This is a genomic window from Burkholderia sp. Ax-1719 (assembly GCF_011753055.1).
Taxonomy (GTDB): Bacteria; Pseudomonadota; Gammaproteobacteria; order Burkholderiales; family Burkholderiaceae; genus Paraburkholderia.
Genome location: NZ_VWWJ01000004.1, coordinates 75,299 through 95,848 on the forward strand (window position 1 = coordinate 75,299; position 20,550 = coordinate 95,848).

Sequence of the window (20,550 nt, forward strand, 5' to 3'; positions counted from 1 at the left end):
CGGATAGTCCGTATAAAACTTTTCCGTGCCGCCAAAAAAGCCCTCCCGACGCGCTTCGTTCATCGGCGCATTCGTCTTGATGCGTTCGACGAAATCCGGATTCGCGAGCACCATCGCGCCGTAGGATTCGAGATCGGCGATACGCGTAGCGATGTCCGCGCCGACCTGGTCGCGCGCTCTGCCGGGACGATTCAGCATCAACGTGCCCGTCCACAGCTTGGCGAGATGCTCGCGCAGCCCAGCGGCGTGCTGCGCGTGTCGATGCCGGTGGACTTTGGCGTCACTTATCTCGCGCCGCTCATGGTGGAGTTTGCCGAGCTTTATCCCGGCATCAGCTTCGATCTGGATCTCACCTCACGGCGTATCGATCTGGTGAGCGAACGATTTGACGTGGCGCTGCGGATCGGCGAATCGGAAGACTCGCAATTGATTGCGCGGCCCCTGGCTTGCCTCACGCCGTATCTTTTCGCTTCGCCCGGTTATTTAAAGCGCTCAGGCGAACCCGCGAAGCCCGCTGATCTCGTCCATCACGAATGCCTGACGATTCTTAAGGCATCCGAATGGACGATGCATGCCGATAAGCCTGCCAACAGGCGCTCGATGACGGTGCCTGTGAGCGGGCGCTTCGCGCTCAACAGCGTTGGCATGATTCGCCGTCTGGCGGTCCTCGATAGAGGCATCGTGCTGATGCCGCAGGAAGTCGTCGCGGACGATCTGGCGAGTGGCGCGTTGCTTCCCGTGCTGCCGGGTTGGCACGGTGACGCCGTACCGATCTACGCGATCACGGAGACCCGGCTTTTACCCGCGAAGGTTCAACGCTTTATCGAATTTCTGCAGGCGCGCCTGGCGAGCTAGGCGCGCAGGCGTTCATGAAAAAGCGCTCACGACAGCGTAATCGTCTGTGTCAGCGTAGAAACAAATCGCGCCGTGCGCGCATCGCGCGGCCGCGCAAACAGTTCGCCAGATGGCCCGGCTTCAACGATCGCGCCATCCTTGAGAAACACGGCATCGTGCGCAATCGAAGCCGCGAGGCGCAGATCGTGCGTTGCCATCAACATCGTCGTGCCTTCCTGCGCCAATTGCCGGAGTACATCCACGACTTCGGCGGAGAGTTCCGGATCGAGCGCGGAAGTTGGCTCATCGCACAGCAGTACCTGAGGCGAGGGCGCCAATGCGCGCGCGATGGCCACGCGCTGTTGCTGGCCGCCCGAGAGCGTCGAAGGCCACGCATCGGCCTTGCTGGCAATGCCGACTTTTTCCAGTAATGCCGCCGCCCGTTCGCGCGCTCGCGCGCGGTCCCACTTGAGCACGGTGACGAGGCCTTCCATGACGTTCTCGATCACCGTGAGATGCGGAAAGAGCTGGAAATTCTGGAACACCATGCCTGTGTGTCGACGCACGGCGGCGATTTCCGCGCGCGCCACGCTGCGGCCCGGTGTGAAACCGATACGCGCATCGCCGATGGCGAGCGAGCCCTCGTCCGGCATTTCGAGCAGATTGATGCAGCGGAGCAGGGTGCTTTTGCCGCTGCCGGAAGGACCGATCAACGCCGTGACGCTGCCCGCTGCGAGCGTCAGATCGATTGCGTTCAGCACGCGATGCTCGCCGAACGATTTGCCGAGATGTTCGAGCCGGATCATCACCGCCCCGCAGAAAACAGTGCATGCCGACCAAAGCGCGCTTCGAGCTTCACTTGGGCATGCGAGAGTACCGAACTGAAAACCAGGTAAATCAATGCGGCCTCGGAGTAAAGAATCAGCGGCTCGTAGGTGACAGCGGCGATGCGCTGCGCGGCCTGAAAAATTTCGGGAACGGTGAGCACTGCCGCAAGCGACGTGTCCTTCACGAGCGAAATAAACGAATTCGACAGCGCGGGCAGCGCCACGCGCGTGGCCTGCGGAAGAATCACGCGGCGCAGCGCCTGGGCGCGCGTCATGTTCATCGAATAGGCGGCTTCCCATTGTCCGCGCGGTATCGACTCGATCACGCCGCGAATCACCTCGGCGTTATAGGCGCCTACGTTGAGCGAAAATCCGATGATCGCCGCCGTGAGCGGATCGAGCACGATGCCAACATTAGGTAGTCCGTAGAATATGACGAACAACTGAACGAGCAGCGGCGAGCCGCGAAACAGCCAGATATAGAAGCGTACGATCGCCACGGCCCAGCGCGGCCCGAACAGGCGCGTGAGCGCTGCGAAGAATGCCAGCACGATCCCGAGTGCGAACGATGCCAGGGTAAGCGGGACGGTGAAGACCAGTCCCGCGTAAAGCAGGGGCCAAAGCGATTGCCCCATCAGATGCAGCCATGCCGGCATCGTTCACCCGCCTTATTGCGAAACGTCTTTGCCGAAGTACTTCTGCGAGATGCGCGCGTAGGTGCCGTCGGCCTTGATGTCGGCGAGCGCCTTGTCGATGGCTTCGCGCAGCGCCGGGCTGCCCTTGCGGATCAGCACGCCCGACTGGTCGTCGGCGGTGCTGGTGTCGCTGGCGGCGATCTTCAGCTTCGCGTCCGGCTTGTGCTTCTGGAAGTCGAGGAAGGAGAGCGAGTCATTCACCGTGGCGTCGACGCGGCCCGAGGTCAGCAGATCGATCGATTCATTGAAGCCCTGCACCGGCACGACATCCGCGCCATGCGAAGCGGCGAGCTTGCCGAAGTTGCTGGTCAGCGTATTGGCCGACTTCTTGCCCTTCAGATCGTCGAAGGAATGAATCGTCGTATTGTCCGATCGCACGATCAGCACGGCATGCGTGGCGATATACGGCGTCGAGAAATCGTATTTGGCCTTGCGCGCATCGGTGATCGAGACTTCATTGATGACGGCGTCGTAGCGGTTTACGTCGAGGCCCGCAATCAGACCGTCCCACTTGCCTTCGACGAATTGCGGCTTGACGCCCAGGCGCTGCGCGATGGCGGAGGCGATATCCACATCAAAGCCGGTCAGTTTGCCGGTTTCGTCGTGATAGGTGAAGGGTGCGTACGTGCCTTCAGTGCCGACACGGAACACGCCGGACGACTTGATCTGGGCGAGTTCATCGGCGGCGAATGCCGGCGCGGCGGCAACCGCCGACAGGAGTGCGGCGAGCAGTACTGAGCGAATGGCTTTCATGGTCGAAACTCGCGAGTGGGTTGACGTTTGGGCTCGTTTAACGAGTCGTCAGATTCTACTGATCGCGCGTCAAGGCACAAAAGCGATGATTCGCTATAGATATACACGGGTGGAATATAACGGCGAAAACGTCGCCCCTGCGAAGGGCGACGTTGTAAGTCATGTATTAAAAGCGCGAGCGCAGCCCCACGGTCGCGACAACCTGATTGGCGGTGGAGGACGCACCGCCAGCCGTGTCGATGAAGGCCACGTAGTGATGGCCAGTGACATGCTGATAGATGCCTTCGAGATAGACATCGGTGCGGCGCGAGAACGAATACACGAGTTGCGTATCGACCTGCTGCCATTTCGGATCGGCGGAATATGTTCGGGTATCCGAAGCATGGCCGTCCGTATAGACATACGCGAGACCCAGAGAAAGGTGACGCGCGAGCGGATATTGGCCGCTGAGTTCGTAGTTGTCGAAACTCACGTTGCCGCCGGTCGAGCCAAACGATGTACTGCCTTCGAACTGGCTGTGCGAGTACACGAAGGCCAGCGACGCGCCTTTCACTTCATAGCGGATCGCGGCTGCCGCGACGCGCTGCACGTCGGCGGCAAGCGTGAAGCCGCCGACGCCATTCGCCGACGATTCGGTGATATCGATCGCGCCGTTGCCGGTCGATCCACCCGCATGGTCGATTTGCAGATAGCCCGCGCCCAGGCTCAATGGCCCGTTCGCGTAACTCGCGCCCGCGCTCCATGCGCGATTTTCGCTAAAGCCGGTGCTGTTCGAGAACGCGTAAAGACCGCCAAACTGCAGGCCTGCAAAACTCGGGCTCGCATATTTGACGGCATTGCTGATCCGCAGCGAATCCGCAAGATTGTCGTTGTCGAACGGGTGAGCAAAACTCGATTTGCCGAATGAGCCCGCTTCCGCAGAAAGCGGCGCGACGTAATCGACAACCGAGTCGTACTGTCGGCCCACCGCGGCAAAGCCATAACGATCGCTCGTGAGGCCAACCCATGCTTCGCGGCCAAAGAGCCGGTTGTCCTGACCGAGCTTGCCGTTCTGCACATTGAAGCCGTTCTCCAGCACGAAGACGGCATTGAGCCCATCGCCGAGCGCTTCGCGCCCGCGAATGCCAAAGCGGCTGCCGTTGATGTTGCCGCTCGTGGCCTGGAATAGCGCGCCGTGTGCGCCGCTCTTGCTCACGTTGTTGGTGTACATGAGGCCAGCATCGATCATGCCGTACAGCGTGACGGAGTTCTGTGCGAAAGCGGAGGACGAGAGCAGCGCGGCGGTCAATGCGCCGAGCAATGTGGTTGTTTTCAAGCGAAACCCCTGTATGCGTGTATCAAACCTGCGATGTGCGAGGTTCGACCGATGCTAGGGAGGGGCTTGCGTTTCTCTAACGGAGCGTTTGCGAAAAGCTCAGCGCGTGCTCACTGCTTTACTTTCCACTCCGGCGGGAAAGGGCGTTTCGCGGTGAAAGCCGTTTGAGCGGCTTGTGAATAAAGCGTTAAGGATCAGCGATTTCGATGCACTGACGTCGTATGCGAGAAACCCATGAACGACGTCGGCGCATCACACCGCGCGCGCATTATTTGGCTTCGCGGAAGATTAAATTCCACTTCATGCGTGGCGAAATAAGCACGTTCACGCGCCTTTAGCGCAAACGCGCGACCCATGCCGCCACTTCATCGCCGCTGCCGATTTTCGGATCGACGATACCGTCGATCATGAAGGTCGGCGACACGTGAATGCCGTTCTGGCGCGCGTACTTCGCATGCCATTTCACTTCGCTGTCGAGGCCGGGAATCGCAAACGCTTCGCGCAAGGCCAGCCCGCTATAGCGCTCGATACGCGCGATGATGTCGTTGGGCGTCGCGTCCAGATTCGGGCCGCCGCAATGGCGCTCGAACTCGAATTCCTCCCGATGGGCCGCCACGGCGGCCATCACCGCTTTTGCGCTGTCCTTGCCGCCGGGCAGTGTCGAAGCCGCGAGAATGCAGCGCACGATCACGCCTGAATACATGTGCCACGGCTGCGATTGCAGGCGGATCTTGACGGTGACACGGTCGGCGCCAGCGGTTTCCAGCAGCGCGTCGAGCTTGCCGAATGCGCGCACCGAGAACGGGCAGGTCGGTTCCAGAAAGACTTCGAAAACGTGCGGGCCGTGGCCCCACGTGAGGGGATCGGCGCGCCAGGCGGGCGTGGTGGAGTCGGATTGGGTCATGGTGTTTTCGGGTGTGGGATCGCTAGTAGGGGCGAGGGCACGCAATGAGCGTGCCCTTGCGGATTTCAGTGTTTATTGCGGCAACGGAAAGATCTGATCGTCGCGCACCACGTATTGCTTCTGGAAACCGGGGCGCAGCATGAAGACGCCGAACCAGTCGATTTTCGCGGGCTCTTTCAAGGGGCTGGGGGCGCTCACGTAGCTCGACGCCTTAGCCGGATCACCCTTGCCTGAATAATGCGCGATCTGCGGAAACGGATAGATCGGCCGGCTCGCAAGCGCGGGCTGATTTGGAATCGCAACGGGCGGCAGCGCCGCGTGTGCGCCGATGCCGCCGGATTGGCCACCACCGCGGCCATCGCTACCGCCTTGCGGACCCGCGCCTGGGTGACCTTGCACTGGCGCGACGCGCTGAGCGTTCAAACTCGCCGGTGCCGCGCCGTGCTCGACCCACGTCATCAGCGGGCTGAGCGTGTCGACCTGCGCGAAGCCATCGCCGCCGCCGCAATGGCCGACACCAGGAATCATGAAGAGGCGCAGGAAGCGGTCTGTCGCGGCGCTGCCCATCTCCGCCTGAACGGCGCGATAGTAGGCCACGGAAATCATCGGCGCGATGGAAAAGTCGGCCCAGCCGTGCCACACGATGAGCTTGCCGCCACGCGCCGCGAACGCGCGCAGATCGGGATTGGTGGCGTCATTGAGGCCGTGGAGTTCCTGCATGCGCGTGAATTGCGCGGTCGTGAACGGGAACGTCGCGGCGGCCGCTTCGGCTTGCGAGGGCACGAGATTGACCACCGGCACCATGCTGCTGTAGAGCGATTCGGACATCACGTGCGCGTTCGCCTCGCGCGGCACGAACGAACTCCACATCAGCTCGGAGCCGGGTTCGAGGCCGCCAGGCAGGAAGCGATGGCCCTCGGCGTCGGTCGGGCCAGTGTAGATTTTTTGCGCCACGCTCCATTCAGCCGGCGTGAGGCAGTGTTGCGTATCGCTCGCGCCCGGTTTGCAGGCCACCCAGCTCGCCTGCACATGGCACGCGCGCGGGTCGCTCAGCAGGCCGTCCTTGACGCCGTCGAGCGTGTCGCAATGCGCGATCACCGCGTCATGCAGCACGTGCAGCTTCGGCGCGAGCAGAATCGGCTGGCCGTTGCTGCCGCGATTGGCCGCGACTGTCCACGCATGGAAGAAGGAATTCTGGATCTGGAACAGCATCGCGGGTGCGCCCGCCGAAATGCCGTCGAAGTCGTCGGGATAGCGCTGCGCTTCCATCAAGGCTTCGCGGCCGCCGTCCGAACAGCCCGAGAAATAGGCGTAGCGCGGCGCGACGCCGTAGAACGTACGCATCAGCGCCTTTGCTGCGAGCGCCGTAAGGTGGTTGGCGCGATAAGCGAAATCGATACGCTTTTGCGGATCGGCGACGAACGCGCCGGCATCGGCTGCGCCCATGCTGCCGGTGTGCCCCATATCGGTAGCCGCGACCGCGAATTCGCCGTCCAGCGCGGGACGGCAATCGCCTGCGTTGCCGATGCTGGCGTTGATCATGCCGCACAGGCCGCCGCAACCGGCCTGGAGATAGCGTTGAGTCCACTTGGTCGTGGGCAGATCGAGCTTGAAGCCGATCGCGGGTGCGATCGTGCCGCTCACTTCGCAGAACTCGCCTTGGGGCGTGTTCAGGCGCTTCGTTTCAATCGAAACGGGTGCACCCACGGCGGCATCGAGTTTTGCTTGCGCAAGGGCCTCGCAGCTTTGCACCGGGGCGATCACGGGCAGCGCCGCGCCGGTATCGGCGAACGCGGGCGCAGCGCGCAGCAGCGCGAGCACGGCGAGCATGAAGAGCGCAACGGCCAGCGAAGCCGTGCGCCGGGTAAGGCAAAAGAAGGATTGGGCGTTCATCGGAAGAACCGGGCTGGAGAAGGGCGGCGAATCTGCCGCGAGCTTCGGGAACCCTGTTCTTAGCATCTTTTTCGCTCGATTGGCCTTCGGCGGCCCTGACGATCAACGAAACAGATGGCTCGATAAACAGAAGGCATGGCTGGACTGACGCGTGCGGTCAAGCGCGTTCAGTTTGCCTCGGGTCGCTTCACGAAGGCGCTCACGAACGTATGCACCGCCGCTTCCACCCAGCGGTCGATTTGTGCAGCTGACGGCCGGGCATCTGGGTGCGTGAGGCATTCCAGTTGTGCTTCGCCGCGCACGATGCCGATGAAGAGTTTGGCTGCCGTCGTATAACCCACGGCTTGCACGTCGATCTGGCCGCGCGCAGCGGCGCGCTCCAGAAATTGACCAACGATGCCCGCGACCACCTCCGGCCCGGCGGCAAAGAACGTGCGCCCCAGCTCGGGAAAGCGCGGCGTTTCCGCGACGATCACGCGATACAGCGCGAGCCCCATCGGCGAAACAATCAGATTCAGATAGGCGCGCGCCAACGTGGTGAGCGAGCGCGTGATGTCGTCCGACTCGAATTCCATATGGCGCAGCGAATGCGCGAACTGACCACATTCGCGCTGGACCACGGCGGCGAACAGCGCTTCCTTCGTTGGCCACGCCGCGTAGACGGTGGACTTGGAGACGCGCGCCTCGCGCTGGATCATGTCGGTCGTGGCGGCGCTGAAGCCGTGCGCCAGAAATATGGTGCGGGCCGCGTTCAGAATCGTGTCTGCGCGGCTTGAGGCGGGGGATGCGGTGTCGTTGTCGCGAGCGGGGCCTGCCGGTGCGCCGGTTTCCTTGTGCGTCGCCATGTCTTTCGATTGGATTGCAATAACGGTGTCGCGGGATCGTAACACAGCGCGACCGCGCATTTCCGCGTCTTACCCAGCGCTGGCGGGCGCAGTACCGATCGGTTCGATTTTAGTTGACTCGGCAGGAATCCGCTCTTATTATCCAGTACCGCTCGGTACTCTCTACCCGGGTTGATCTTTCCCCTATTGGTGAAGGGCCGCTGTGCGAACCCGAGCAGCGCGTACGTCCGTTTTTCGCGCCGCACGGGCACAGAGATCAGGCTGATGAGCACATCAAGTTAATCAGGATTGCAAAATGACTATGGACCAGCGAACGAAACGCATCAGGGGTGCGCGATGAGCGGGCCGTCCGCAGCCGGCGCGCCCGCGCCGCTGACCGGCGGCAAGCTCGCGCTCGGCACGCTTGCTGTTGCGCTTGCGACATTCATGAATGTGCTCGATTCGTCGATCGCAAACGTCGCCATTCCGACCTTGTCTGGCAGCCTGGGCGTATCGGTGGACGAGGGCACGTGGGTCATCACCGTGTTCGCAGCGGCCAATGCCGTGTCCATCCCGCTGACCGGCTGGCTCACGCAGCGGCTCGGCCAGATTCGTCTCTTTGTCGGTGCGATCGTGCTGTTTACCATCGCGTCATGGCTATGCGGCATGGCGCCGAATCTGCCGGTACTGCTGGCCGCGCGGGTGTTCCAGGGCTTGACCGCTGGGCCGCTGATTCCGATGTCACAGGCAATCCTGCTCAGTTCCTGGCCGAAGAAAAAGTCTTCGACAGCGCTGGCGCTCTGGGCGATGACTGCAACCGTGGGCCCGATCGCGGGACCTTCGCTGGGCGGCTGGATCACCGATAGCTATAGCTGGACGTGGATCTTCTACATCAATATTCCCGTAGGCATTTTTGCGGCGATCACGACGTGGATGATCTACCGCTCGCGCGAAACGCCGACGCGCAAGCCGCCGATCGATCTGGTGGGGCTGGGCCTGCTGGTCGCGTGGGTGGGCACCTTGCAGGTCATGCTCGACAAGGGCAAGGATCTCGACTGGTTCCATTCGCCGGTGATCGTCGGGCTGACGATTGCTGCAGCGGTCAGCTTCGTGGCCTTTGTAATCTGGGAGCTGACCGAGGAACACCCGATCGTCGATCTGCGTCTGTTCGGCCAGCGCAATTTTCTGGGCGGCACGATTGCGATTTCGATTGCGTATGGCGTGTTCTTCGGCAATCTCGTGCTGCTGCCGCAATGGATGCAGGAGTATCTGGGTTATCGCGCGGTGGATGCGGGGCTCGTGATTGCGCCGATCGGCATTTTCACGGTGCTGCTTTCGCCGGTGATTGCGAAGGTGTTGCCGCGCTCGGATGCGCGCCTGATCGCGACGCTGGCGTTTATCGGTTTTGCGGTGGTGTTCTGGATGCGCTCGAACTACATCGTCGATATAGACACGTATCACCTCGTTGTGCCGACCCTGCTGCAAGGCATCCCGATGGCGATGTTCTTCGTGCCACTGACCGCGATCATTCTGGCGGGGCAGTCGCCGCAACGCATTCCGGCAGCGGCAGGTCTTTCGAATTTCGTGCGGGTGTTTTGCGGGGCGGTGGGCACATCGCTGGGCGCGAACGAATGGTATGACCGCACCGTCGTGCATCACGCGCGGCTGACCGAACAGGCGACGCCGGAGAATCCCGCGTTCACGCAATTTCTCGACTTTCTCTCGAAGACGGCGCATCTGGATACGTCGGCGTCTCATTCGGTGTTTGGACAACTCGTCGATACCCAGGCCGCCATGCTGGGCCTGAATGACGTGTTCTGGATTTCGGCGGTGATATTCATCGCGATCATTCCGCTCATCTGGATCACGCGCGCTGGAAAAGCAGAGGGCGGCGCCGATTCGGCTGCGCATTGAGTGCAAGCTGGAAGCGACAGTGTTACCGCATCATCAGGATCATCAGGAAAACATGACTAGCGTTTCAATTCTTCGCCCGCGCGCGACGCCGCGTGCATTGGCGGTTTTAGTTGCTGGCGCAACGGTCGCACTGATGGCCGGTTGCGCGAACTACGCCGGTATCAAAAGCGACAAGACCATCGCGCAGCCGCAACAGTTCGAGACCTCGCAGAGCATCCCCGCGCAAGGCGGCCAGTGGCCCACCCTCGACTGGGCGCAGCAGTTCGGCGACCCGCAACTGCCCAAGCTGATCGACGAAGCGCTCGAAGGCAACCCGAGCATCGCCCAGGCGCAGGCGCGCATCGCCAAGGCCTCGTCGTATATCGATACGTCGAAAGCGGCGCTCGCACCCAAGGTCAACGCCAGCTATTCGTGGACGCGCGAGCTGTATTCGTCGAATGCGCTTTATCCGACTCCCTATGGCGGCAACTGGTACAGCGAAAATAATGCGCTCGCCAGCGCATCGTGGGATCTGGATCTGTGGGGCAAGAATCGCCAGCGGCTCGCACAGGCTGTCTCGCAACAGCGCGCCGCGCAGGCCGATATGGAACAGGCGCGCATCACGCTCGCGGCTTCGGTTGCGCGCACGTACAACCAGCTTGCGCAACTGTATGCGCAGCGTGACATCGCCGCGCGTGAAATCGATAACCGCAAGACCATCGGCACGATCACCAATGGTCGCGTGGTCGCGGGACTCGACACCAACGTCGAGCGCCAGACCGCCAACGGCAACATTGCGACGAGCCAGGCGAACCTCACGCAGATCGACGGCCAGATCGAGACCGTGCGCTATCAACTGGGCGCGTTGCTCGGCAAGGGCCCGGATCGCGGCCTGCAGATCGCCAATCCGGTCCTGAACCCGGTGGCGCAGATCGCCTTGCCCGACAACCTGCCCGCTGACCTCGTGGCGCGCCGCCCGGACATCGTGTCTGCGCGCTGGCAGGTCGAAGCCGCGATGCACGACGTCAAGGAAGCTAAGGCCGAGTTTTACCCCGACGTGAACCTCGCCGCAGGCTTTGGTTTCGATGCATTCGGCTGGGGCAGATTCCTCAACTTCACGAGCCGGCAGATGAACATTGGCCCGGCCGTGCATCTGCCGATCTTCGATGCGGGCGCGTTGCGCGCACAGTTGAAGGGCCGCTATGCCGACTTCGATCTGGACGTGGCGAACTACAACCAGACGTTGATCGGCGCGTTCCAGGATGTGGCGACCACGGTGTCGTCGATCCGCTCGGCGGACAAGCAGCTGGTCGATGCGCAGAACGCGCTCGATGCGTCGACCAAGGCATATCAGCTCGCCGTGATCCGCTACAAGGCGGGCCTTTCGGAGCAGTTGCAGGTGCTCAACGCCGACCAGAATCGCCTGGGCGCCGAGCAGTCGGTCGTGGACCTGAAAGCGCAGCGCCGCGACCAGCAGATGGCGCTCATCAAGGCGCTGGGCGGCGGCTTCGATGCCCACAATGCGCACGACGTGAACCTCGTGCCACCTGAGCAGATCGGCAGCGACGCGAAGGGCGCGAACGGTGCGCCGTGGAATGGCGCAAGCGTACCGCCCACGACGACGACCGCTGCCAGCGCACCGCAACGATAAGACAAACCGTAAAAGAGAACCCAGAAATGAACACCGCACAACGGCCTGTTGCAGAAGAGCAGGATACCGAACAAAACGGCAAGCGCAAACGCATGATGACGCTGCTGGTCCTCGTGATCGTGATTGCCGCGATTGCCTATGGCCTGTACTACTTCCTCGTCGCACGCTTCAGTGAGGACACCGACGACGCCTACGTCAACGGCAACGTCGTGCAGATCACCCCGCAGGTGACCGGCACGGTGATCGCCGTGAACGCCGACGACACGCAGACCGTCAAGGCGGGCGAGCCGCTGGTGCAACTCGACCCGGCTGACTCGCGCATTGCGCTTCAGCAGGCCGAAGCCAATCTCGGCCAGACCGTGCGCCAGGTGCGCGGTCTGTTCGCCGACGACAGCCAGTACCAGGCACAGGTAGCCGTGCGTCAGGCGGATCTTTCGCGCGCACGGGACGATCTGCGCCGCCGTATGCAGGTTGCACAAACGGGTGCGGTTTCGCAGGAAGAAATTTCGCATGCGAGCGATACCGTGAAGAGCGCCGAGGCTTCGCTTGCAGCCGCGCAACAGCAACTCGCCGCGAACCGCGCGCTGACCGCCAACACGACCCTCTCCGATCATCCTAACGTGATGGCCGCCGCCGCGAAGGTGCGTGACGCCTACCTCACCAACGCCCGCAACACGCTGCCCGCGCCGGTCACGGGCTACGTTGCGAAGCGTTCGGTGCAGGTTGGCCAGCGTGTTTCGCCGGGTACGCCGCTGATGTCGGTGGTGCCGCTGAACGCCGTGTGGGTCGACGCCAATTTCAAGGAAGTGCAGCTCAAGCACATGCGCATCGGCCAGCCCGTCGAGATGACGGCCGACGTGTACGGCTCGTCGGTGGTTTATCACGGCAAGGTGGTGGGCTTCTCGGCAGGCACGGGTTCGGCTTTCTCGCTGCTGCCGGCGCAGAACGCTACGGGCAACTGGATCAAGGTGGTGCAGCGCCTGCCGGTGCGAGTCGCGCTCGATCCGGCGGAGCTGGAGAAGCATCCGCTGCGCATTGGCCTGTCGATGCAGGTGGACGTGAACATCAAGGATGACACGGGCAGCCAGCTCGGCAACGCGCAGAACACGGTCTACCAGACCAACGTGTTCGAAAAATACGGCGACGAAGCCGACGCGGAAATCGCCCGCATCATCGCGGAGAACGCAGGGAAGTAACCCGCCGCGCACGCGTTTTCGCCCCTTCGCGTCAGTTCGACGCCCGAACATCCGGTGCTTTTTCGACCGGATGTTCTTCTTTCTGTAGCTAAAACGTGTGCATCAGCCCGTATCCCTGACACGCTCAGGAAACCCTGACAGAACATTGGGGAAACTCCTGGCTAGGGGGTCATAAAAACTGAGATTTAACAAAGTTAGAATGAAATCTCTAGATCGGCGCAGGTGTCGTTCGGAAGCTGGGTAAGCGGGCAGGAAGCGGACAAAACGCAGATTCCCCCCCGCTTATGAACGACGCATGCCGGTCATTGGCCGCAGTGGCAGCGGCCACGTGTTGACGACTCCCCTGGAGCCTAATCATGAGTAATCCTGATCAAAATCACTCTGCCACCTTGCACGATGCATGGCTTTCCATGCACACGATTGCTGGCGCAGCGCGCTCGATGTTGGCGAAGGTGACGCCATGCTGAGCCATCACGAACTTTCCACTCTGCTGCTGCTCAAGGATGCGACCGAGCATATCGAGCCTGACTGTCTCGAACTGGGCGCGCTGCGCGATCTGCAACTGGTCGAGGTCGAACCGCCTGAGTCGGGCCAGCCGCTGCTGCGCGTGACCCAGCGCGGTTATGCCGTGCTGCGCGCATTCGCTCGCGCCGCCTGATCGCGTTGCCTGATATCCCTGTTGCGGTGAGTGCAAACCGTGGCAGCGGACTCGCATAACCGACCGATAACCGACGGATAACCCGAGGAGGCTGAAGTGGAACAGTCCTGGCTGGGTATGAGCGTGGGCACGATCGTGCTTTTTATCGCGACAGTCGGCGTGGTCGCGCATTATCGCCGCGAGCGTCGGCGAGCCGATCTTTTACGCAATCTCGATCATCACGATTGGTTGCAGTGGTCGCGCTCGCGTCGTTAAGGCGCTGAATTAAATCGGCATCAGTCAATCGATACCAACAACGGGGAATCCATCGTGAGCTTTGAATTTGCAGAGCGCGATCTGCTGCACATCCGCAATGTTCTCGGCTATCTCGAACGCTCGGCCGACTTCGTGCGACAAACCGAAGTCAACGCTGTGGTCAGTCTGGGCTACTGGCGCGCGCGAGTGCGGGCGATTCAGGTCATGCCGCAATTGCCGATGCATATCGACAAACAGGCGAAGGAACTGCTGCGCCGTCTCGATCACCTCGAAAGCACCCGCAAGGAAAGCAAGCCGGCTTCAAACGAGAAGCGCCACGCAGCGCCCGAACCGCGCTCACTGGCTTCGATGTATTAAGGGTCTGGCGTGCGCCTATCGCTCGGATACAGACGTTCAATTGGGGCCAATCTTCCGTAACGGATATATTAGGGCGTTTCCCCACGCGAATGGAGTACACATGAGCACGCCCATCGATACACCCACGCCCGATGAAGCCAAATGCCCGTTCCATGCCGCTGCCAAGCCGATTGCCGGCGGCGGCACTGCGAACCTCGACTGGTGGCCTAACCAGCTGCGCGTCGATTTGCTCAACCAGCATTCCAACCGTTCGAATCCGCTCGGCGAAGATTTCGATTACCGCGCGGAATTCAAGAAGCTCGATTACAGCGCACTGAAGGCCGATCTGCGCCAGGTGCTGACCGACTCGCAGGAATGGTGGCCGGCCGACTGGGGCAGCTACGCGGGTCTCTTTATCCGCATGGCCTGGCATAGCGCCGGCACTTACCGCATGGCCGATGGCCGTGGCGGCGCGGGCCGCGGGCAGCAGCGCTTCGCGCCGCTCAATTCCTGGCCCGATAACGTCAGCCTCGACAAGGCGCGCCGCCTGCTGTGGCCGCTCAAGCAGAAGTACGGCCAGAAGATTTCCTGGGCCGACCTGATCGTGCTGGCCGGCAATGTCGCGCTGGAAAACGCGGGCTTCCGCACCTTCGGCTTCGCGGCTGGCCGCGAAGACGTTTGGGAACCGGACATGGATGTGAACTGGGGCACGGAAAAGAAGTGGCTCACCCACCGCAATCCGGAAACGCTCGCGAAGAACCCGCTCTCGGCCACGGAAATGGGCCTGATCTACGTGAACCCGGAAGGTCCGAACGCCAGCGGCGACCCGGCATCGGCGGCGCCCGCGATTCGCGCGACCTTCGGCAACATGGCGATGGACGATGAGGAAATCGTCGCGCTGATCGCCGGTGGCCACACGCTCGGCAAGACCCACGGCGCCGGTTCGGCAGAGAACGTGGGCACGGATCCGGAAGCCTCGCCGCTCGAAGCGCAGGGCCTCGGCTGGCATAGCGGTTATGGTTCGGGTGCGGGCGCGGATGCGATCACCTCGGGCCTCGAAGTGGTCTGGACGCAGACGCCCACGCAGTGGAGCAACTACTTCTTCGAAAACCTTTTCAAGTACGAATGGACGCAGACGCGCAGCCCCGCGGGCGCGATCCAGTTCGAAGCCAAGGACGCACCGGAAATCATCCCCGATCCGTTCGACCCGTCGAAGAAGCGCAAGCCGACCATGCTTGTCACCGACCTGACGCTGCGTTTCGATCCGGAATTCGAGAAGATTTCGCGTCGCTTCCTCAACGATCCGCAGGCCTTTAGCGAAGCGTTCGCGCGTGCATGGTTCAAGCTCACGCACCGCGATATGGGCCCGAAGGCGCGTTACCTCGGCCCGGAAGTGCCGTCGCAAGACCTGCTCTGGCAAGATCCGCTGCCCGCGCCGATCCATCACCCGAGCGCGGCCGATATCGCCGATCTGAAGGCGAAGATCGCGGAAGCCGGTATTCCGGTGAGCGATCTGGTGTCGGTGGCGTGGGCGTCGGCATCGACGTTCCGTGGCGGCGACAAGCGCGGCGGCGCAAACGGCGCACGCATTGCGCTCGCGCCGCAGAAGGACTGGGCCGTCAACAAGGCCGCAGTGGCCGTGCTGCCGAAGCTGCAAGCCATTCAGCAGGCGTCGGGCAAGGCGTCGCTCGCTGACGTGATCGTGCTGGCCGGCGTGGTCGGTATCGAGCAGGCTGCGCAGGCGGCGGGCGTGAAGGTGTCGGTGCCGTTCGTGGCGGGCCGCGTCGATGCGCGCCAGGACCAGACCGATGTGGAATCGGTCGACGTGCTCGAACCGAAGGCCGACGGCTTCCGCAACTATCGCGCCGTGCAGGATGGCCCGTCGACGGAAACGCTGCTGATCGACAAGGCGCAGCAACTCACGCTGACCGCGCCGGAACTGACCGTGCTGATCGGCGGCCTGCGCGTGCTGGGTGCGAATGCCGACGGCAGCAAGGACGGCGTGCTCACCGACAAGCCGGGCGTGCTCAGCAACGACTTCTTCGTCAACCTGCTGGATATGGGTACGGCGTGGAAGGCGGCGGACGGTTCGCAGGAACGCTTCGAAGGACGCGACCGCAAGAGCGGCGAGGTGAAGTACACCGGCACGCGCGCGGATCTGGTGTTCGGTTCGAACGCGGTGCTGCGCGCGCTCGCGGAAGTCTATGCGAGCGCGGATGCGAAAGAGAAGTTCGTGAAGGACTTCGTTGCCGCCTGGACCAAGGTGATGAATCTCGATCGCTTCGATCTGGCTTAAGCACGCGCTTTAGCGAAGGTCGATCGCTGAATTAATCGACCTTCGCCTTGCCATCATGTGGACCGATTGGCCTGTCCGGCCAATCGGTCCATTTATCTTTGCGCGTCGCTTCGTAAGCCGTGTTGAGCGGATAGCGAATGCGGTTCTCGTCCTTCGATTTTTCGCCGATCACGATCAGGCGGACTTCGTCGCTCGTGTTGTTCAGGAACGTGTGGCAGATGCCGGTGCCCGCGGGAAACCCCACGGAATCGCCGGGCTGAAGGCGGTGCAGATGCCCGTCGATCCACACATCGGGCGTGCCCTCGACTACATATGCGAATTCTTCTTCCGCGCTTTCCGCGTGCGGGTAGGAGGTTCTGCGGCCGGGCAGCAGGCGCACATGATGAATGCCGATGCGCGTGAGGCCCAGCTTTTCGGCCAGCGGCGCGCCAAGGCCCATCAATTCCGTGTCGCCTGTGTAGTGGCCGGCTTCCGGGTTCTCTAGCTCGGTCCAATGCTTGATAAAGCTGGGGCGTTGCATGCGCTCGTCTCCGGTGGGGGCGGTGGGCCAGTATGGCATAGGCTTTGCCGCCGCACTTTGCGCCGCGTTTCGCGCCTTATTCCGCTTTGACCTGCACCGCCACCTCCACCTGATGCGCGCCGCCGCCCAGGATCACACCGCGCAATAGCGAGACATCGGTGTAATCGCGGCCAATCGCCAGCGTCACATGCCCTTGATCGGCGAGCACGTCATTGGTCGGATCGAGATCGACCCAGCCCACCGTCGGCACAAAGAGCGACACCCACGCATGCGAGGCATCCGCGCCGATCATCGGCGGTGCGCCCGCAGGCGGATCGTTGCGCAGATACCCGCTGACATAGCGCGCCGCCAGGCCGAGCGAGCGCAGGCAGCCGATCATCACCTGAGCGAAATCCTGGCACACGCCGTGGCGCAATTCGAAGGCGCGCGATGCGGGCGTGTCGAAGGCCGTTGCAGTCGGCTTGTAGTCGAAATCCGCGTGAATGCGATGCATCAGATCGATCGCCCCTTCCAGCACGCTGGCGTCAGGCGCGAAGCTTTCGAGCGCATACGCGCGCAACGCGGGCAGCAAGGCAATATTCGGTGACGCGAAACAAAATTCGGACTCCGGATGAAACGCGCCGCCCGCTTCATAACGCAGCGCGTGCGCCACGCTTTCCCAGGCGGGCGTAGCGGCGGCATCGAGCGCTTCATAGCGCGGCGTCAGCAGCACGGTGGTATCGCTCGTCATCTGCAGGTCGCTATGCGGCGCGTCGAACGAGAAATACAGCACTTCGTTGCCGAACGCATCGCTGCGGCTCGTCTGATACGAGGGCGCGGGCTCGATGGCCGAGCGATGCGCCAGCACGCTTTGCCACGGCAATTCGAGCGGCGTGATGGTGGCCAGATGCTGGGCCGTCTCCACAGGCGTGGAATAGCGATAGGTCGTACGGTGCGTGACCGTCAGGCGCGTATCGCTCATGACCACACCTGCGCGGCGGGCGGCGTGGCGTGGCTGAACCAGCGCGCGCTGATTTCGTTCGAGGTGGCCGCCATGCGCTCGGAGAGGTTGTCACAGAGCGCGACGAGCGCGGGATAGCGGTCGTCGTCGCCCGGCTCGCAGAGTGCTTCGAGTGAGGGCAGCGCTTCGACGGGCGCGAGTTGCGAGGCAAACGGCTCGCGGCGCGGGCCGCCCGCCGCCTGGGCGATTTCATCCAGGCGCGTGCGCAGGCGTCCATACACGCCATAGAGTCCGCGTGGATTGGTGGGATCGGTCACGATCAGGTCAAGCAAGGCGGGCACTTCCAGGCGTCCAGGGTAGAGCGAGCGATAGGTGAGCGTGCTGTCGAATAGTTGCAGCATGACGTCGAAACCGGCGGGCGTGGCGAGCGTGCGTTCCTGCGCGGCAATGCGCAGCATCGTGGCCATTGCGGCGACGCGCTCGATATGGCGGCCCGCAAACAGCAGACGCCACGCTTCGTCGCGGGTCATGCGGTCGCCCTGACAGCCGCTGATCGCGCTCAGTTGCGTGGTGAGCGTGTCGAGCGCGCGGATCAGCGCCATGCGGTCATAGGGCGAGGGGCGACGCAGCGGCGTCACGGCGTCGGCGCGAGCGGAGGTCGATGCCGGGGCGGGCGAAAGCGACAAGGCCGCCAGCGCATCGCGGAAGTCGTTGCGCGAGGCCAGTACGTTGCGCCAGTGGTCGCTCGACAGACGGCCGCGAATCTCCCCGCACGCATACGCCTGACCCGCGAGCGTCTGGCCGATGCTCGCGTTGCCGCCATTACCCGCGCTCTCATGCAGATTCGCCACCAGCACGCGCTCGAAGGCATCGAGTCCGCGCCGCACGTCACCGCTTGCCGATGGCACGAGGCCGCTGGCGGCGGCCAGTTCGATGAAGGTGCCGGACAGTTCGCCTGCGTCGCTGCCTTCCAGCGAGCCGAGTATCAGGCGGCACAGGCGCACGCCGTTTTCGGCGCGCTCGCCGTAGCGGCCCGCCCAGAACAGGTTTTCAGCGGCGCGGCTGGGCACGCGGCGTTGTTCGCGGCGCAGGTCGCCGGGCTGCATCGGCCTGGGCAGCAGGGAGAACGCCGAGCCGGGCTGGCTCGACAGCACCCAGGTATCGACGCTGCTGCCGCCCGCCTGCATCGATACCGATTCTTGATGTTGCCCCGTCTGTTGCCCGGTCTGTTCTGCCGCGAGGCGCGTGAAGCCGCCCGGCAGCACGCGCCAGCCGCACTCCGGATCGGCGATGGCGTAGACGCGCAGCACGGCGGGCCGCGCGCCCAGCATGCCCGCGCCGCTCTCGTAGCGCGGCGTGTAGCTGTAGCGCAGCGGCTGCTGGATCGTGAAGGCGTCGGGCAACTGCTCGATGCGCTCGCGCCAGGCGTCGAGCGATTGCGGCCCGGCGACGAGACCCGGCGGCGCGTTGGTCGCGCCCGCCTGGCCACGCGGCCAGGTCGGCAGGAGCAGGGCGTCGCTCAATTGCGTCTGCGCGTCGCGCCGGGCGGCGTCTTCGCCGCACCACCAGGTCGACACGCCCGGCAGCGCGAGCGGTTCGCCCAGCAGCGCCTGCGCCATCGCGGGCATGAAACCGTGCAGCGCCGGCGATTCGGCAAAGCCCGCGCCCGGCACGTTGGACACCATCACGTTGCCCGCGCGCATCACCTGCAGCAGGCCAGGCACGCCGATGGTCGAATCGGCGCGCAGTTCGACCGGGTCGCAGAAGGTGTCGTCCAGACGCCGCAGTACCGCATGCACGCGCTCCAGGCCGCCGAGCGTCTTCAGATACAGCATGTCGTTGCGCACGGTCAGGTCCTTGCCCTCGACCAGCGTCAGACCCAGATAGCGCGCGAGGAAGACGTGCTCGAAATAGGTCTCGCTGTACGGCCCCGGCGTGAGCAGCACGATATGCGGCGAGGCATTGGCACCGCGTCCGTCGTCGGGGCCGTTGCGCATGAGCGTGCGCGCCGCCGCCGCAAGCGTGGCGACCAGTTGCGAATACGTGGGCGCGAGCCGGTGCACGCGCATGGCGCGAAACGGCTCGGCGAACAGGCTGGAAACGATCAGCCGGTTTTCGAGCAGATAGCCGAGGCCCGAAGGCGCTTCCGTGCGATGCGACACCACCGTCCACTGGCCTTCGGGCGAGCGCGCGAGATCCAGTGCGACGATCTGCAGATATTGCCGGTCAGGCGGGACGAAGCCTTTCACGGCGCGCAGATAGCCCGGATGGCCGAACACCAGCGCGGGCGGCAGCAGACCGCGCGCCAGCAGGGTCTGCGGCCCATAGACATCGGCGACGATCTCGTTGAGCAGGCGCGCGCGCTGCGCCACTCCGCGCTCGATCAGCGCCCATTCGTCCTCGCCGATCAGAAGCGGCAGCACGTCGAGCGCCCACGGACGCGGGCCGCCGCGATCGGCATAGACGTTGTAGGTGATGTCGTTTTCGCGGACCTGGCGCGCCACCGACGCCGCCGCGCCATCCAGACCCGCCACGCCGTCCTTGTCGAGCAGGCCGAAGAACTGCTGCCACGGCTCGCGCAGACCGCCGTCCGGCGCGCTCAGTTCGTCCCAATGCCCGCTGCGCACCGGCAGGGTGCGCAGCGGCGCGCGGCCCTCTTCGTCATGGGCGGCGGCATCGAACGGCAGGGTGGTCTGGATCGGCAAGATGAGGTGACGCGCCCGTCTTCCGGGCGCGTTCGCAGTGGGGCTAAATGATTGA

General features: G+C 63.3%; 18 protein-coding genes. 8 read left to right on the forward strand and 10 right to left on the reverse strand.

Features of this window, described 5'->3' with window-relative positions; genetic code table 11:
- Window positions 1–3 precede the first annotated feature (3 nt).
- Window positions 4–855 (forward strand): substrate binding domain-containing protein, encoded by an 852-nt coding sequence (locus tag F3J17_RS09880; protein WP_345891173.1) that lies wholly within the window; start codon window positions 4–6, stop codon window positions 853–855.
- Window positions 856–881: 26 nt separating this feature from the next.
- Here F3J17_RS09880 and F3J17_RS09885 read toward each other — a convergent pair whose 3' ends face one another.
- The 7 genes from F3J17_RS09885 to F3J17_RS09915 form a co-directional block, all read right to left on the reverse strand.
- Window positions 882–1,640, reverse strand: coding sequence for an amino acid ABC transporter ATP-binding protein (locus F3J17_RS09885; RefSeq protein WP_167056820.1), 759 nt, complete (start codon window positions 1,638–1,640; stop codon window positions 882–884).
- Entirely contained in the window at window positions 1,640–2,317 is a 678-nt protein-coding gene (locus F3J17_RS09890) for an amino acid ABC transporter permease (protein WP_167056823.1), read from the reverse strand. The genes F3J17_RS09885 and F3J17_RS09890 overlap by 1 nt, the downstream gene beginning before the upstream one ends.
- Before the next feature lie 12 nt (window positions 2,318–2,329).
- On the reverse strand, window positions 2,330–3,109 hold the full coding sequence (locus F3J17_RS09895) for an amino acid ABC transporter substrate-binding protein (RefSeq protein WP_103705218.1): 780 nt from the start codon (window positions 3,107–3,109) through the stop codon (window positions 2,330–2,332).
- Window positions 3,110–3,275: 166 nt separating this feature from the next.
- Window positions 3,276–4,424 carry a porin gene (locus tag F3J17_RS09900; protein WP_167056826.1) on the reverse strand — a complete coding sequence of 383 codons (1,149 nt, stop codon included), beginning with the start codon at window positions 4,422–4,424 and terminating at the stop codon, window positions 3,276–3,278.
- A 334-nt stretch (window positions 4,425–4,758) separates the two neighbouring features.
- Entirely contained in the window at window positions 4,759–5,328 is a 570-nt protein-coding gene (locus tag F3J17_RS09905; RefSeq protein ID WP_167056829.1) for a thioredoxin, read from the reverse strand.
- A 72-nt stretch (window positions 5,329–5,400) separates the two neighbouring features.
- Window positions 5,401–7,221 carry a tannase/feruloyl esterase family alpha/beta hydrolase gene (locus F3J17_RS09910; RefSeq protein ID WP_167056833.1) on the reverse strand — a complete coding sequence of 607 codons (1,821 nt, stop codon included), beginning with the start codon at window positions 7,219–7,221 and terminating at the stop codon, window positions 5,401–5,403.
- A 167-nt stretch (window positions 7,222–7,388) separates the two neighbouring features.
- Window positions 7,389–8,066: a TetR/AcrR family transcriptional regulator gene (locus F3J17_RS09915; protein WP_167056835.1), complete on the reverse strand. Its 678-nt coding sequence runs from the start codon at window positions 8,064–8,066 to the stop codon at window positions 7,389–7,391.
- Between the two features lie 336 nt (window positions 8,067–8,402).
- Between F3J17_RS09915 and F3J17_RS09920 the strand changes: the two genes are divergently transcribed.
- The 7 genes from F3J17_RS09920 to katG all read left to right on the forward strand — a co-directional run bounded on the left by F3J17_RS09920 (window position 8,403) and on the right by katG (window position 16,330).
- Window positions 8,403–9,959, forward strand: coding sequence for a DHA2 family efflux MFS transporter permease subunit (locus F3J17_RS09920; protein WP_167056838.1), 1,557 nt, complete (start codon window positions 8,403–8,405; stop codon window positions 9,957–9,959).
- A 52-nt stretch (window positions 9,960–10,011) separates the two neighbouring features.
- Window positions 10,012–11,589: an efflux transporter outer membrane subunit gene (locus tag F3J17_RS09925; RefSeq protein WP_167056841.1), complete on the forward strand. Its 1,578-nt coding sequence runs from the start codon at window positions 10,012–10,014 to the stop codon at window positions 11,587–11,589.
- A gap of 26 nt (window positions 11,590–11,615) precedes the next feature.
- Window positions 11,616–12,785, forward strand: a complete 1,170-nt coding sequence (locus F3J17_RS09930) for an EmrA/EmrK family multidrug efflux transporter periplasmic adaptor subunit (protein ID WP_167056844.1) — start codon at window positions 11,616–11,618, stop codon at window positions 12,783–12,785.
- Between the two features lie 400 nt (window positions 12,786–13,185).
- Window positions 13,186–13,443 (forward strand): hypothetical protein, encoded by a 258-nt coding sequence (locus tag F3J17_RS09935; RefSeq protein WP_240160886.1) that lies wholly within the window; start codon window positions 13,186–13,188, stop codon window positions 13,441–13,443.
- Between the two features lie 96 nt (window positions 13,444–13,539).
- The gene (locus F3J17_RS09940; RefSeq protein ID WP_167056847.1) at window positions 13,540–13,698 is read left to right on the forward strand and encodes a hypothetical protein; all 159 of its coding nucleotides are present in this window, start codon (window positions 13,540–13,542) and stop codon (window positions 13,696–13,698) included.
- A gap of 54 nt (window positions 13,699–13,752) precedes the next feature.
- Entirely contained in the window at window positions 13,753–14,055 is a 303-nt protein-coding gene (locus F3J17_RS09945; protein ID WP_167056850.1) for a hypothetical protein, read from the forward strand.
- A 100-nt stretch (window positions 14,056–14,155) separates the two neighbouring features.
- Window positions 14,156–16,330, forward strand: coding sequence for a catalase/peroxidase HPI (gene katG, locus F3J17_RS09950; protein WP_167056853.1), 2,175 nt, complete (start codon window positions 14,156–14,158; stop codon window positions 16,328–16,330).
- Between the two features lie 31 nt (window positions 16,331–16,361).
- On the opposite strand, the gene F3J17_RS09955 is transcribed toward katG, so the two are convergent.
- The 3 genes from F3J17_RS09955 to F3J17_RS09965 form a co-directional block, all read right to left on the reverse strand.
- Entirely contained in the window at window positions 16,362–16,850 is a 489-nt protein-coding gene (locus F3J17_RS09955) for a cupin domain-containing protein (protein WP_167056856.1), read from the reverse strand.
- Window positions 16,851–16,926: 76 nt separating this feature from the next.
- Window positions 16,927–17,811: a transglutaminase family protein gene (locus F3J17_RS09960; RefSeq protein WP_167056859.1), complete on the reverse strand. Its 885-nt coding sequence runs from the start codon at window positions 17,809–17,811 to the stop codon at window positions 16,927–16,929.
- Window positions 17,808–20,495 carry a circularly permuted type 2 ATP-grasp protein gene (locus F3J17_RS09965; RefSeq protein WP_167056862.1) on the reverse strand — a complete coding sequence of 896 codons (2,688 nt, stop codon included), beginning with the start codon at window positions 20,493–20,495 and terminating at the stop codon, window positions 17,808–17,810. Before F3J17_RS09965 ends, F3J17_RS09960 begins: the two co-directional genes overlap by 4 nt.
- Between the last annotated feature and the right edge of the window lie 55 nt (window positions 20,496–20,550).